The sequence below is a fragment of the Mucilaginibacter roseus genome (genome assembly GCF_021215455.1).
GTDB lineage: Bacteria > Bacteroidota > Bacteroidia > Sphingobacteriales > Sphingobacteriaceae > Mucilaginibacter > Mucilaginibacter roseus.
The window spans coordinates 452221-465500 of the sequence record NZ_JAJPWV010000001.1 but is presented as its reverse complement, the minus strand read 5'-3'; the positions used below and the strand labels follow the sequence as shown (position 1 = coordinate 465500).

Genomic DNA, 13280 nt, shown 5'->3' with positions numbered 1-13280 from the left:
CCTTTGATTAATTGAGTTGCATGAGTGTTTCGCCTGTTCGGTCAAACTCTTTGCAAAGCTGAAATGCGGTTTGCGTTTTGTTAAAGCCATTGCCAAACAGAATGGATTTTAGTTTGGCCTCTTCACTTTTGTAGGATTTAACATTTTGCATATAGCCACTGATAGCGTTGTAAGCACCAAACAGCGTTCCCCGTGTGGTGTCGGTCTGCTGCGAATGATGGCTGAACGCGTATTCGCAAACTTTCTCCACCGTGTTTAGGAACTGGCTAGAAAACTCGTCCATGTTCTCACCATCCAACACCTTTTGCAACACTTCTTTGCTCGGTGCCATGGCCTGTTGCACCAACTTCAATATTTGTTCATCGCTAATGCGTACATGCGCCCAACGGTTGAAAATATCGTCTAACTGGTTGCTCATGATGTTGGATATGCCCATTACTTGATGTGCCTGTTTTAAACGCTCCTGTGCGCTTTGGGTATGGCGTATCTTAACGCTGTTGGTCATATTACCTAAAGCTGCATGCAATGTATTATTGCAAACGATGCGGGTCGGCGTAAATGCTGCGGTAATACTGCCGTAACCATCATGCGAGGTGGTTAAGAACAAGTATTTTTCTATCAGGTCGTCATTACCCACACGGATATAACCCGGCAACTTTGCCGTAATAAATATGCGCTCACCGTTTCCCAATGCCCCGCAAGTTTCGTACAGAATACCATCGCCACCGCCGACGATAGCGTCAAAAAAACTGAACGCATCACGGTTTTGTATGACTTCGTAGTCATTGCCAACCACTCCCAAAACCTGTTCTTTGTCAGCGCGAACAGTTGCGAAATAATTCGGAACTTCAATTTCAGGAACGATAATATCGGCATCACTATCCTTTAAATAGTTTTCGGTATCATAGGTAAACAAAGGGCGCTTTTCTACAATGTAGTCCAGCCCTGCACATTCTATAGCCTCGGCGCTCGTTGGGTAATGGTCAATGACCTGCCCGAGGTTGTGCCAGGCTTTTTCCTTAACGCTCATAAAGCTGTGCTTGCCTGTTTTTCCGTTGAAATTTATTTGATGTGCCATGATGTTAATTCTTTTTGGTTCTCGTATTCATTTTTACAATCTCTGATTTCAGCACCTGTACATTTTTGGTGCTGCTTAACTGGATGGTCGTACCATTTTGAAACTCGGCAATCGCATCGTGAATGTTTTTGCAATTGGTTTTGACGGTACATTTAATCAGTAAATAAATCCTGTCTTCCATCCCTTTGCTATTGATAAGTATTAAAAAACTCGTTCAATTCCTGCTGAAACCTTGCGGGGTTTTCGCTTGCCATTTGCTCGGCGTAACCATCCCAAAATATTTGGTTGGTCAGTTCTATAAATTGCTCGTAGATCTTAATTCCTGTTTTTGGTGAAACCATTAAAAATGCCCCCACACAAGCAGGGGCATTAATTCGTTAAGCCTTTGGAAACACTATATTTGCCTCAATATCGGCCAGTTTCTCGTGGCAGGCATCAAAGATGTATTGCGCAACCATACGGATAAGATTTGGCGTATTGGTGGTAAACTCACGGCCTTTATCATCCTTAATAGTCAGTTTGCAGCCCTGATAAGGATTATTTTCTAACTGGTCGTTTTCCTCTTCCAGTTTAATTTCAAAATCTTCCAGCGTTTTGATACGGCTAATAAGCGCCAAACGCTGAATGGTCAAACGGTGCAGGTTACCCACAGTTTTTAGGGTCTGCTCCAAATTCTGTGCAGGCAGGAAATATTTTACCTGCCCTTTGGGTTCTCCCTGCATTACCTGCTGCTCTTTGTGTTCGGGTGCAGCGTTTGCGGGTTGGTTATCCATTGCAGGGGTACCACCGGCCTTAGCTTCGGCAGCGGGTGCAGCTTCGGCTTTCGCAGCCTCGGCAGGTTTTTGATCATTGGGCTTTTCATCGTCTTTGTTTTTGCCGGGGATGTTCGGGCGGTTCTCGGTACGTGGTGCATTGTTGTTTGCTGCTGCGTTTGCGGTTTGCACTGGTTTTGCATTTTTTTCTGCGGTTTTCATGTTGCTAAAAATTAAAGCGTTAATAAATTTTGTTACTTGCCTTTCCCTTTCGCCCCTTTCCCGTAAAAGCTTTTTCCAAAAGAAAAAGGAGAAAAAGAAAGCAAAGCAGCGGGCACGACACCGGGACAAAAGGAAACGGAATAATTGGAGGGGCCCCTTTGGGGAGGCAGCCGTTTATGCCGTAGTCTTTTGTAAACTATCAGCGGTCACCAGCAACAGTGCCCAACTTGTTTTCCTTTTTCTCCTTCTTTTGGGAATAGCGGTAGCTTAAAAAGCCGTTAGCAGCAGTTTCGCGAGTGCAGCATAATTCAGGGCTATTGCCTGAATAACGATGCTCTCGCGCCAATTGAGCGCTTATTTTGAATTCTAATGAAAATTAAGCGCGCGCGTTAGGGATCGGCGCGGCATTCTGCGCAGCAGAAATAGCAAAGTGCCCGGCCGCAGGCAACGCCATGAAAAATGGTTATATTAGGTCTTATAACCATAAAATCAAATTATATGAATGGCCTTCAGCAAATGGTCCCAATCGGAGAGATCGTTCTACAAACAAAAATCGCCAAACGGGCCGCTGAACGGTTACACGCAACACACGACGTATTTGACAATATTGAAACCTGGTGCTCCATCCAGTCAATTCTTGTTGCAGCCGGAAATGTGTCAAAGATCCTCTGGCCTAATCAGAGATATAAAACCCGTGGCGAAGAATTAAGAAAACTGCTCCAGGTCAAGCCGGATAACCCACTTTCCAACCGAACATTCCGTAACCATTTCGAGCACTATGATGAACGTGTCGAAGAATACTTTCAGGTCAATTCTCAAGGTGTATATACTGACCAGGCTATGAACCCCTACTTGAACAGCGGCCTCTTTGGTCACATCCCTACCCATACGCACAGAGGTTATAACTCTTTTAACAACACACTGGTTTTCCGTGATGAGATACTAGACTTAACCGAAATTCTGACAGCATTAGATGAACTATTAAATAGCTGCAAGCCGTACACGCTAGTTTAAGAGTTTAACCCACTAAGATAACCATCCAGGTAAGCTTAAGCTCTATGATGAATGGTGTAACTCAGTACTCAAAAATCATTGAAGACTCTGATATGAACATGATTCTGGCTATATTTACATATATTAAGTGATGGAAAAGTCGCCTAAATCATTAGCCAAAGGGCAGTATGTTGGAAACAAGACAAAAGAACTTGTATCCGGTGGCATCATCGTCAGCGAGACTGTTTTTGAGGCAGGGATGTGCTCAGAATGGCACTTTCATCAGAATCCTCATTTCTCTCATATACTAAGTGGTGGAAGTATTGAAGAGCGACCACGCTCTGCTGATCATCAATTGCCAGGGAAAGGGTTATATTATTATCCGGGTATACCGCATCGAAATGTAGCCTACAAGCCGGGAACAAGGATCATCAATATTGAACTTGAGCAATCATTTTTTGAGCACCACCAATTGGAAAGTCCTAAGGAAAGGCTGATGTTCGATCCATACGAGATGCTGAATACAGGCGGCCTTATCAAAATTCTTAATGAGTTTAAACTAGACGATGCCAGTACACCTCTAGCAATTGAGCAAGCCTGTGTAGAATTGATAAGCCATAAGCAAGAAACGCGTCATCCCGGAAAAGATTGGATGAATAGGATCAATAGTATTTTAAACGACCAATGGAACGATCCCATCACCCTTGTTGATCTCGCCGCACAAATGGGTATTCATCCGGTAACTTTATCGCGGCTGTTTACCGTTGCATTTCACTGTACGTTCGGGGAATATTTGCGCAAGCTTAAAATTGAACGTTCATTTACCCTGATCAGAAATAAGAAATATTCTTTGACAGAGGTCGCTTATATGTGTGGTTTTTATGACCAGGCACATTTTACCCGCACTTTTCTGAATACCACCGGTACGCTTCCGAAAACCTACCGAGGTTTTTAACCGACTGTTAAATCCATACAATTTTTAAAAATTACGACATTTTACATTTGCTTAAAATCAACAGCGAATGGAAGTCGACTATGTGATCCGGCCAATACTGCATTCCGATAATGCTGCAATTTGTAGCTTGATCAAAGACGTTTTAGCCTCTTATCAAGCCAACAAACCAGGTACGGCATTTTACGATGATAGCCTAAAAAACCTAAGTCAAACATTTACAGAACCCGGTTCAGGCTATCGGGTGGCTGAACGAAACAAGGTGATCATTGGTGGTTGCGGTATTTATCCAACGGATGGTTTGCCTGCCGGATACTGTGAACTCGTGAAGTTTTATGTTGCACCTAACGTTCGGGGCAGTGGTATCGGAGCCGCACTATTTGATAAAGCATGTGACTTCGCGCGATCTGCAGGTTATACCCATATCTATCTGGAAACGCTTCCAGAGCTTCTTACGGGCTTGGCATTTTACGAAAAGAAGGGATTTAATTATCTGGCTTCACCGTTAGGTAATTCCGGCCACTTTGGCTGTTCGATTTGGATGGAAATAACACTTTAGAATTAACACATATGCGAAATCAATCAACTATAAGCATCAAAGTAGCGCAGCTTATTTTTAGCCTCGTACTAACTTATTGGGGGTCGGCAATGGCGGCCTTCGCTCAGTCAGATCCAATAAAACTAAAGGGTATTTTCAAAGAATACCAGGAGGACAATCTCAAATTACATCCGATCAACGCAACTTTTTCGGGTGACCATCGATATGATGGCGAATTAGCCAATGACATCTCACAAGCGTTCATTAAAACATCAGTCAATGTTGACAAGAAATATCTACGCCGGCTACAAAGCATAAAAAGAGATCGCCTGAGTATTGCTGATCAGATCTCTTACGATGTGCTCAAACAGATATTGCAAACCGATATGGATGCCGCCAATCATCACCTGGAATATCTGCCCGTAAACCAGTTCTCGTCAATACCACTTTTGATCGGACAATTAGGTTCAGGACAATCGGCGCAACCGTTTCGCAATCTGAAAGATTATGAAAATTGGATCAAACGGATAAATGCGTTTCAATTATGGGCAGATACGGCGATAGCCAACATGAGAAAAGGTATGGCCTCGGGTGTTGTATTGCCCAAGATCCTCGTAAACCGAATGATCCCACAAATGGAAGATCTTGGAAAGAATGATACTTCTGCAAACGTATTTTTCGGCCCGTTAAACCGCATACCCTCAGCTATTAGTGGGGAAACGCGTAAACAGGTTCAGCGTAAGCTAAGCAAAGCGCTCACTATGGTTTTGTTGCCTGCCTATCACCGCATGGCGCTATTCCTAAAGAATGAATACCTGCCCGCGGCTACTGATTCTGCAGGTCTGTCGGGCATTCCAGGTGGATCAGCAATGTATCGCTACTATATCCAACTGTTCACCACCACGAACAAGACACCTGATGAGATATATGATCTGGGTCTAAAAGAAGTCACACGAATCAAATTGCAAATGGAGGCGATCAAAAGCAAGACCGGCTTTAAAGGTTCTATGCAAGATTTCAACCAATTCCTGAAAACGGACCCACGCTTCATGCCTTTTAAGAATGCTGAAGAAGTGCTGCAAGCTTACCGTAATGTTTACCAAACTGTTAAGCCGCATCTTTCCGAGCTTTTTAGCTTATTTCCCAAAAGTAAATTTGAGATCCGGCGGGTTGAAGCCTTTCGTGAAGCTTCGCAAAACGGGCCATCATACGCTATCGGTTCACTTGATGGCTCACGTCCGGGAATCTTTTACGTACCAGTTCCTGACGCTACCAAGATCAATATTGTAACACTGGGACTGGAGGCGACATTCATACATGAAGCTATCCCAGGACACCATTATCAGATTTCGCTTCAGCAAGAAAACATTTCACTTCCGGCTTTCAGACGTCAAATATCGTTCAGTGCATTTACCGAAGGCTGGGGACTTTATACCGAATCACTCGGGAAGCAGTTAGGGTGTTACACCGATCCTTATCAGGAAATGGGTGCGTTGAATAATGAATTGTTGAGAGCAATCAGACTTGTAGCAGACGTTGGCCTACATGCAGGCAAAATGAGCAAGGAACAGGTGATCGATTACATGCTTGCCAATCAATCTATCAGTTTAGCTGATGCGACCAGTGCAACGGAAAGATACATGGCGATGCCCGGTCAGGCCTTATCTTACAAGGTCGGTGAGTTGGAAATGATCCGTATCCGAGAGAAATGCAAAGCCCGGCTTGGCAAACAATTCAAACTTATTAGATTTCATGACGCCTTATTGAGCCAAGGGGACATGCCTTTAACTGTACTTGAACGATACATGGATACCTGGATCAAAAATGAAAAAGCCAGGACTGCGCCTAAGCATAAATAATGCTTTATGCCAATAAAAGCTTAAATTTATTCATCTAGTAAAACTATCCTGCATCACACAACTAGACGTTACTGTATATGACGAAAAACGAAGCGAACTCATTAGTTAAGCGCCCATGAATTATGTTACGATCGCGCCACCGGCACACTTAAGATCCTTTGTTCGCTATTTTTGGGCGCTGGAGTATACCCTGGCGCCAGGTGAACAAAATTACGTTTACCGCTCAATAGCGGATGGCTGCTCTGAAATCGTTTTTCACGTGAAAGGCCTTTTCGATGACTTACTGGATACAAGTGTCCAAAAAGGCTGGCGTTCGGGTATGCATTTTCAAAGTTTCCGGTACACCAGGTTCATTACATCAGAAGACTTTGTCGTATTCGGCGCTTACCTGTACCCTTATGCAGTACCCATGTTATTTAATTTTTCGGCCCAAGAAGGCAGTAACCTTTCTGTTGAATTAGACGGCTTTCTTTCCGCTTCCGATGCCAAGCGCCTGGAGGAACAGATCGTGCTGGCAGACAATCACGCTAAGCGAGCCGAGATACTGAGTCATTATCTTAGTGCGCGACTAAACACTGTACAGCGAAAAGATGAAAATATCCTCGCTTCGATTCAGCAGGTCATTCACTCCAATCAACTTCACACCGTGAGCAGCCTGGCGAATCAAGCTAACTTGTCTATGCGTCAGTTCGACAGAAAGTTTAAACACTATGCCGGATTCAGTCCTAAATTCTATTCTAAGATCGCTCGATTACACGATGCATTAGAGCGCTATAGCAGCCATCAAACGCTTACTCAAATCGCCCTGGATTGCGGGTATTACGATCAATCGCATTTTATACATGATGTGAAAGCCTTTACCGGCTACCACCCAAAAGCTTATTTTTCAGGAAAAGCAGAAGGTACACAATTCCGTGAGTGGTAATATGTCTTGTTTTTACAATTTAGTAAAGAAGATGGGTGATAATTTTGAAGAAAAAAAAACATGGAAAACACACATTCTTCGGCCGATCAAACCATTGTGCCCTACTTAATTTTAAAAGATGCAGCGGCATTTGCCTCTTTTGTCTCTGCGGTATTTAGTGCGACGGAAAATATCAGAACGTTAAGGGACGACCAGACGATCATGCATTGCGAGGTATTGATAGGAAACAGCAAACTCATGTTTGCGGAAAGCACTAATGAGTACCCGGTACAAAATGCAGGTATGTTTATAAACGTATCCAGTTGTGATGAGCTTCATCAACTGGCAATAGCGAATGGTAGCCGATCCATTTTAGAACCTGAAACGCAACCATTCGGTCGTTCATCAGGTGTTGTGGACCCATTCGGCAATACCTGGTGGATCACATCTCCCACATCGGAAAATCAATAAGCTAGCGTATCTTATCATTATATAGGCATGAAAGTTTGCATCAATCATAGAGGCAAACTTTCGTATTCCTTTATAATGCGATAGTTAAATTTAACTGTTATGATGAAGGTTAACTGCTAATGCCTCAAAAGCTAAGGATTGAATTTGATGCTGGAAGCCCGATGCCGACATTATTAGATGTATGGGGTAACGGGCTCCAGCGTTTTTTTCCAAAGTCTTCAAAGTTTTGATAGGTGCCTATCTTAACAAATTTTTTAAATCCATATGGTATACCTTCTGCGCCTAACGGCGAGTTACGATCTGCCAAATGGAAATGTAAATGAGGGCCGGTAGACTGCCCCGTGAAGCCAATTGAGGCAATCACCTGACCTGCCTTAACCCGATTACCAACCTTTACGCTGATACTGCCTGGCTTTAAGTGCTCATAAAATGCAAATATATTGGGCGCTATTTTTATAGCAATATAATTGCCTGTCGCGCGGCTGCTATCATATGCGGGATGAGCAGAAAGTGTTTGACTTTCTTTAAAAGTATCTACAGTTGCGGCTATTATCCCATTTTCTACTGCCAGCACATCAGCCCCATAGCCATACCAGTTTTTGATCGAATCCTGACTGCCTTTTGCGAAACGACCCGAAGAATCCAGCTTAATAAAGTCTATTGCAAAGCGTCCGGGTATTCTATACGTTCCATCGACTGTAAAAAACACCCGGCGATGCCCTCTTTCCCAAGCCGGATCGTAAATAGCAGCCCAGTTGTCACCCGATAGAGGGCTACCAATTAAAAGCGGTTGTTTATTGATAAGTTGGGTTGAAACGGACACTGTTTGAACAGTATGATCGCCATCCGGTATATAGGTCAGGATATTGTTTAGCGGGTTAAGATCTCGTCCCATTTCAGGAACTTCCATATACACAAAGGTACCTGTTCCTGGCGCTAACTTATTGTTTAACAACTTTGTTTTAAGTCTTGCTTGAAGATCACCACCGGAAAGATCGACAATAGTTTGCCCGTTTTTGCCTTTGACTTTGAAGTTTAATATATTAACTGGTGCTGTTCCCCGGTTACTGATCAACAGTTCATAATAAAGCCACCGTGTGCCATTAATGCTGACCGGATCATATTGGGCATTAACAGTCAGTTTCACCTGACCACATACCGACGTGGTCAAGTGAATCATGAGACAAAGAAATGAGTAAATGAAGTGTGCGGTCGCTTTCATTTTAGGTTTGTATAGTTGATCTACCTGGGTATCCATATTATCTTCAAAATGCTGTGCCGATACCCCCGAAGATACCGTAATCTCCTTTGTTGGAAAAACTGTAATCAATACGGGCATAGATGCGTTTTTTTGGTAACAGTTGTGAACGCAGTCCACCGCCAAAGGCAAATTTGATATCTGCTTTGTAACCTTTGAAAAAATTAGCGGTACCGTCTGCGGCACTTGCAAATAATACATAGCCTAAACGCGGGTTGGCCTTGTCAAATAGCGAGCGGAATTCCGCCTGAACTGTCGCTACCTGCTGATTAATGTACAGGTTTCGCCACATGCCTCTAAAGCTTCTATCAAAGGTAAAATATGGCAATTTGTAAAATGGTACATTGCCACCCCATACTGCATCAGCATAAGCTTGCAGTGCAAAACCAGTGGTGCCATTACTGCCACCAATACTGAAATACTTTCTGTAATCGAATTGGACTTCATTATAGGCATATCTACCCGTCTTTAATAAGCCATATTTTAGAAAGTTCAGTTCCATGAAACTTCCTTTCGTTGGAAATAAGATATCGTTCCTGTTATCATATTGTATAGTTGGGCCCAAACCGGTCAGGAAACCTCCCGCCGTGCCAAATGGTAACACCACCTCACTGTTATCGAATTTTGCAGCCGTGTAGTTGCTAAGTTCATACTTGAGGCCAAAGCTCCAACTTTTGGATAAAAAATGAGCTACGCTACCGCTGAACGTCAGGTTGTTGTTTACATAGGATTCCCTGTTTTTACGGCTGACATTCGGACCTATACCAAAATAATAATTTTTGTCATGGCGATTATATTGGATCTGCGCAACGACATGCCAGCCTTTAGGCGAATAGTTGTTGATGGAGAAGCTATTGCGCCATTGTTTGCCACCAAAACCATAGGCGGTTGATAAACTATACATGGATGGGCGATATGGCGCTCCCGCGGGTGCAGCCAGGTCATTCTTAAGCAAAGTGACGTTCAGACCGATCATAAAACCAGTTTCAGGGGTATAGGTCAAAACAGGTTGCGGAATCAATTCGAACGGCAGCGTAAACGCCGGGACAAAGCAACAGTGCTCAACTGAATCAACCGCTTTAGCTGTCTGGGACTGTTGGTTATCTGATCTATCATTCTGCCAGATCTTTAAGGTTCCGCTTTTGTCCCAATAGGGTGCGTCACGCACGTCGGATTGCTTAACAACCCTTTGTCGATCTGCCAATGACCAGCCGTTCAGTTCGCCGGATTCATCTAAACTATAAATTGAACTGCCGTCACTATTATATGAAAGCGCCTTGATCTTTTTTTGATGACCGTAAATCTCGACAATTACGGAGTCGCCGGTCAGGTCCCGGATCTGAATTACGTTTTGACCTGTTGTGGTAGCGCTTTGCTTGACATCAAATGGATGGTAAACCAGCAGTTGCTGAGTTGATCGTTCCCAATGTGATCGTATGGTTTTTAAATTTCCGGGGTCAATTTCAACGATATTTTGCCCGATGGTATAAGCCAGTGTTGATCCGTCTGCGTTTAAGTCAATTGCGTTTAAATTTGAAGGAACACTAATTGTCTTCAATATCTTCCAACGTGGTAACTCCACCAAGCTAAGTTTAGCGCTGACCCAAGTCTTTGAGTGCACAACGTATAACCTATTACCAGTTCTGTCGAACACAGCAGCAACGGTTTTTACCGGCAATTCGAATGCTTTAGCGCTTTTTTCTCTGCTGATCGTATAAAGGATCGTTCTTCCATTTTCATCGCCACATATCAAAGAAGTCCCGGAGCTATTGAATGCAATATATTTTGCACTTTGTCCGGGTGATTCCAAACTGTAAAATTTACGATTGGTCGTTACATCGATGATGACGATAGAATCAGGCTTTGTAATAGCCATTAGTCCCGTTGGTACGTTTACTGCGTTTGGGAAATATTGCTTTTGCTGAGACATCGCCGGCAAGGTTGGCAATATCAAACTGATAAATAATACAACTGTGTTCAAGTTTAGCCATTGCCTATTCAGGCATTTTCCAGGCATTAACTTTAATAAGTCAATTGACCTATTAAAGCACTGATTTCTAATCTTTTTCATTCTACAAAACTGCATTCCGCCTTGTTGATGAATGAAAACTTTGAACGAACTGTCGGAATTAATGAACCAATTGAATAAAACCTAGATTTTTCAAGCAATCTCTCTTAGTGATTACTTTTCTTCTCGTTTTTTAGATGCCCATTTTGTCACCAATACACCAATAATGGCCAGACTTGCACAGATCACCTGTCTTGTCCAAAAGTTATCAGTTACATAAACCAGGAAGTTATGGTCTGTGGGATTGAACATACTTTTAATGAATATTGCTGCGCCGACAGCCATCATTATCATCCCTATTACTTGCAATGTAATATATTTCATATGACTACTTGTTGTGTTTAAAAAATATTATTTAAGACATGATCTTATCTTTCATAAAAGCTGTAAAAGCTTCTTTATAGGTGTGACCAATAGGGATCGATTCTTTAGTTGTCAGATAGACCATATTACCTTGAATCATCGCTATATGGCGAACTGACACAATGAACGATTTGTGTACACGCAAAAATTGATTTTTAGGTAAGCGCTGGTCAAGATCTTTAATGTTCAACAACGCGATCTTGCGTTGTTCCTGTTGAGTATAAATACTTACATACTGTTTCAGGCCTTCGATATAAATTATATCATCTATATCGATCTTGATCATTTTTCCTTTCAATTCGGTCTTTACCAATAGATAATCGTTTATCGGGTTTACGTTGCGACCGCATACCGCTAATGCGCGATTGGCTGCCTGTAAAAAGCGTGGATAAAGTATCGGCTTCAATAAATAATCGACTACCTCATTATCAAAACCGTCCAAGGCATATTCCTTATAGGCGGTTGTCAGGATCACTTTACACTTGCCTTTGAGCAACTTAATGAATTCAATTCCTGTTATACCAGGCATTTGCACATCCAATAAGACAAGGTCTACCTTTTCCCGCAAAGCAAATTCTAGCCCTTTAACCGGGGAGGTTGTTGTATACAACAACTCTAAAAATGGTGTTTGTTCGATGTGTAGACGCAACAGTTCTATTGCGTGCTCTTCGTCGTCTATTATAATACAGGTCAACATATTAGAGATCAATTTTAATTTCGGCAATAAAAAAACGGTCATCCTGCCTGATATCAAATGACTGATTGCTCCCATAAAGCAGCGCCAGCCTATGTCTGATATTATCCAAGCCAATACCGCTGGAAAGTTCCTTAAAGCCTGGTTTAATGCGGTTGCCAATGTAGAATTTAAATCCCCCTTGCTTCAGCGATAACTTAATATCCAATGGGTTATCAGAGTCATTAAGATCACCGTGCTTAAAGGCATTTTCAACTAACGTGATCAGCATTAAACGTGGTATTCGGGCCAAGTAATTGTCAACATCTATCAAGCTTTCAATCCTTAATGCGTTATTGTAGCGCATTTGGTTCATGGCGATGACATTGTTCATATGTTCAATTTCTTTCGATAAGGTCGCTTTCCCTTGCCCATCCTCTTCGGGTTCCAGGGCATATCGCATTACCTCTGAAAGTAGGGCTACCGCATTAGCCACCTCCATGTTTTCTTTTACAGATTTAGTAAAGATCAAACTCAAGGAATTAAACAAAAAGTGCGGGTTTATTTGATATCTTATTGCGGCAAGTTCTGCACTGAGTTTTTGTTTTTCTAATTCAGACTCCCTTGCTTTTTTCTGTGTTAGCTCTATATATACTGCAATGGCTATAGTAAAAAGAATCATAAAGCAGGCAATGGCTATCTCCCATATGATAAATTCCTGTAGAGAGGTATTCATTCTTCGGGCGATCGTTGGATCACCCATGCGAAATTCCATTATATATTCCAGTAAGGTCAGCGCAGTAAAAAAACACACCAACTTAAAAAGTAATGTCTTCCAATTATTTAATCGGACGAAAGGCAATGCGATCTGATAGATCAGAATATAATATATGACGCTTACTTTAAAAATTCCGAAAACGATACCTGGTATCCATTCACTTTTGTTACCATATCGCTGATAAACCGTTTTGGGGCCTTCAAGCCATGCAGCGTAAAAGATCAATAATGCAAATACACTATAGGTGATCAGGATTATCCTGTACCGGCGCCAAAACATCATTAATCGAAAATAACCATCCATTGTGGGTACCTTTTTTATTGGTAATAGTATAACAGGTTTATAAAATATTCAATTTCAAATAGTTATAA

The 13280-nt window shown here is 42.3% G+C and carries 15 protein-coding genes; 6 read left to right on the top strand and 9 right to left on the bottom strand.

The features are described 5' to 3' along the window. Positions 1-7 precede the first annotated feature (7 nt). From LT679_RS02005 to LT679_RS01990, 4 genes are read right to left on the bottom strand one after another with little or no spacing between them, the layout of a single operon-like run. On the bottom strand, positions 8-1078 hold the full coding sequence (locus LT679_RS02005; RefSeq protein WP_232175240.1) for a DUF932 domain-containing protein: 1071 nt from the start codon (positions 1076-1078) through the stop codon (positions 8-10). A 4-nt stretch (positions 1079-1082) separates the two neighbouring features. Next, positions 1083-1259 carry a hypothetical protein gene (locus LT679_RS02000; protein ID WP_232175239.1) on the bottom strand — a complete coding sequence of 59 codons (177 nt, stop codon included), beginning with the start codon at positions 1257-1259 and terminating at the stop codon, positions 1083-1085. 7 nt (positions 1260-1266) lie between these two features. Continuing rightward, complete coding sequence (locus LT679_RS01995) at positions 1267-1419, bottom strand: hypothetical protein (protein WP_232175238.1); 153 nt, start codon at positions 1417-1419, stop codon at positions 1267-1269. A 36-nt stretch (positions 1420-1455) separates the two neighbouring features. After that, positions 1456-2052 (bottom strand): hypothetical protein, encoded by a 597-nt coding sequence (locus LT679_RS01990; RefSeq protein ID WP_232175237.1) that lies wholly within the window; start codon positions 2050-2052, stop codon positions 1456-1458. 498 nt (positions 2053-2550) lie between these two features. On the opposite strand from LT679_RS01990, the gene LT679_RS01985 reads away from it, so the two are divergent. The 6 genes from LT679_RS01985 to LT679_RS01960 all read left to right on the top strand — a co-directional run bounded on the left by LT679_RS01985 (position 2551) and on the right by LT679_RS01960 (position 7769). Then, positions 2551-3066, top strand: a complete 516-nt coding sequence (locus LT679_RS01985; protein ID WP_232175235.1) for a hypothetical protein — start codon at positions 2551-2553, stop codon at positions 3064-3066. A 130-nt stretch (positions 3067-3196) separates the two neighbouring features. Next, complete coding sequence (locus LT679_RS01980) at positions 3197-4000, top strand: helix-turn-helix transcriptional regulator (protein ID WP_232175234.1); 804 nt, start codon at positions 3197-3199, stop codon at positions 3998-4000. Between the two features lie 67 nt (positions 4001-4067). Next, the gene (locus LT679_RS01975) at positions 4068-4556 is read left to right on the top strand and encodes a GNAT family N-acetyltransferase (RefSeq protein WP_232175233.1); all 489 of its coding nucleotides are present in this window, start codon (positions 4068-4070) and stop codon (positions 4554-4556) included. Positions 4557-4567: 11 nt separating this feature from the next. After that, a complete protein-coding gene (locus LT679_RS01970; RefSeq protein ID WP_232175232.1) occupies positions 4568-6394 on the top strand; it encodes a DUF885 domain-containing protein in 1827 nt (608 codons plus the stop codon). A gap of 115 nt (positions 6395-6509) precedes the next feature. Further along, positions 6510-7319 (top strand): helix-turn-helix domain-containing protein, encoded by an 810-nt coding sequence (locus tag LT679_RS01965; protein WP_232175231.1) that lies wholly within the window; start codon positions 6510-6512, stop codon positions 7317-7319. A gap of 60 nt (positions 7320-7379) precedes the next feature. Next, the gene (locus LT679_RS01960; RefSeq protein WP_232175230.1) at positions 7380-7769 is read left to right on the top strand and encodes a VOC family protein; all 390 of its coding nucleotides are present in this window, start codon (positions 7380-7382) and stop codon (positions 7767-7769) included. Between the two features lie 124 nt (positions 7770-7893). Here the strand turns inward: LT679_RS01960 and LT679_RS18685 are convergent, their stop codons facing one another. The 5 genes from LT679_RS18685 to LT679_RS01935 all read right to left on the bottom strand — a co-directional run bounded on the left by LT679_RS18685 (position 7894) and on the right by LT679_RS01935 (position 13212). Then, on the bottom strand, positions 7894-9108 hold the full coding sequence (locus tag LT679_RS18685) for a M23 family metallopeptidase (protein WP_317206525.1): 1215 nt from the start codon (positions 9106-9108) through the stop codon (positions 7894-7896). Continuing rightward, positions 9035-11098, bottom strand: coding sequence for a BamA/TamA family outer membrane protein (locus LT679_RS01950; RefSeq protein ID WP_232175229.1), 2064 nt, complete (start codon positions 11096-11098; stop codon positions 9035-9037). Before LT679_RS01950 ends, LT679_RS18685 begins: the two co-directional genes overlap by 74 nt. 111 nt (positions 11099-11209) lie before the next feature. Beyond that, positions 11210-11347, bottom strand: a complete 138-nt coding sequence (locus LT679_RS01945; RefSeq protein ID WP_232175228.1) for a hypothetical protein — start codon at positions 11345-11347, stop codon at positions 11210-11212. Between the two features lie 103 nt (positions 11348-11450). Next, complete coding sequence (locus LT679_RS01940; protein ID WP_232175227.1) at positions 11451-12197, bottom strand: LytR/AlgR family response regulator transcription factor; 747 nt, start codon at positions 12195-12197, stop codon at positions 11451-11453. After that, positions 12157-13212, bottom strand: coding sequence for a sensor histidine kinase (locus LT679_RS01935; protein WP_232175226.1), 1056 nt, complete (start codon positions 13210-13212; stop codon positions 12157-12159). The genes LT679_RS01940 and LT679_RS01935 overlap by 41 nt, the downstream gene beginning before the upstream one ends. Positions 13213-13280 lie beyond the last annotated feature (68 nt).

Bases quoted from the DNA above. Each gene is read 5' to 3' on its own strand.
- LT679_RS01995 (WP_232175238.1), bottom strand. From the start codon at position 1,419: ATGGTTTCACCAAAAACAGGAATTAAGATCTACGAGCAATTTATAGAA.
- LT679_RS01975 (WP_232175233.1), top strand. From the start codon at position 4,068: ATGGAAGTCGACTATGTGATCCGGCCAATACTGCATTCCGATAATGCT.
- LT679_RS01980 (WP_232175234.1), top strand. From the start codon at position 3,197: ATGGAAAAGTCGCCTAAATCATTAGCCAAAGGGCAGTATGTTGGAAAC.
- LT679_RS01945 (WP_232175228.1), bottom strand. From the start codon at position 11,347: ATGTTCAATCCCACAGACCATAACTTCCTGGTTTATGTAACTGATAAC.
- LT679_RS01960 (WP_232175230.1), top strand. From the start codon at position 7,380: ATGGAAAACACACATTCTTCGGCCGATCAAACCATTGTGCCCTACTTA.
- LT679_RS01985 (WP_232175235.1), top strand. From the start codon at position 2,551: ATGAATGGCCTTCAGCAAATGGTCCCAATCGGAGAGATCGTTCTACAA.
- LT679_RS01990 (WP_232175237.1), bottom strand. From the start codon at position 2,052: ATGAAAACCGCAGAAAAAAATGCAAAACCAGTGCAAACCGCAAACGCA.
- LT679_RS01970 (WP_232175232.1), top strand. From the start codon at position 4,568: ATGCGAAATCAATCAACTATAAGCATCAAAGTAGCGCAGCTTATTTTT.
- LT679_RS02000 (WP_232175239.1), bottom strand. From the start codon at position 1,259: ATGGAAGACAGGATTTATTTACTGATTAAATGTACCGTCAAAACCAAT.
- LT679_RS01950 (WP_232175229.1), bottom strand. From the start codon at position 11,098: ATGAAAAAGATTAGAAATCAGTGCTTTAATAGGTCAATTGACTTATTA.
- LT679_RS02005 (WP_232175240.1), bottom strand. From the start codon at position 1,078: ATGGCACATCAAATAAATTTCAACGGAAAAACAGGCAAGCACAGCTTT.
- LT679_RS18685 (WP_317206525.1), bottom strand. From the start codon at position 9,108: ATGCCCGTATTGATTACAGTTTTTCCAACAAAGGAGATTACGGTATCT.
- LT679_RS01965 (WP_232175231.1), top strand. From the start codon at position 6,510: ATGAATTATGTTACGATCGCGCCACCGGCACACTTAAGATCCTTTGTT.
- LT679_RS01940 (WP_232175227.1), bottom strand. From the start codon at position 12,197: ATGACCGTTTTTTTATTGCCGAAATTAAAATTGATCTCTAATATGTTG.
- LT679_RS01935 (WP_232175226.1), bottom strand. From the start codon at position 13,212: ATGGATGGTTATTTTCGATTAATGATGTTTTGGCGCCGGTACAGGATA.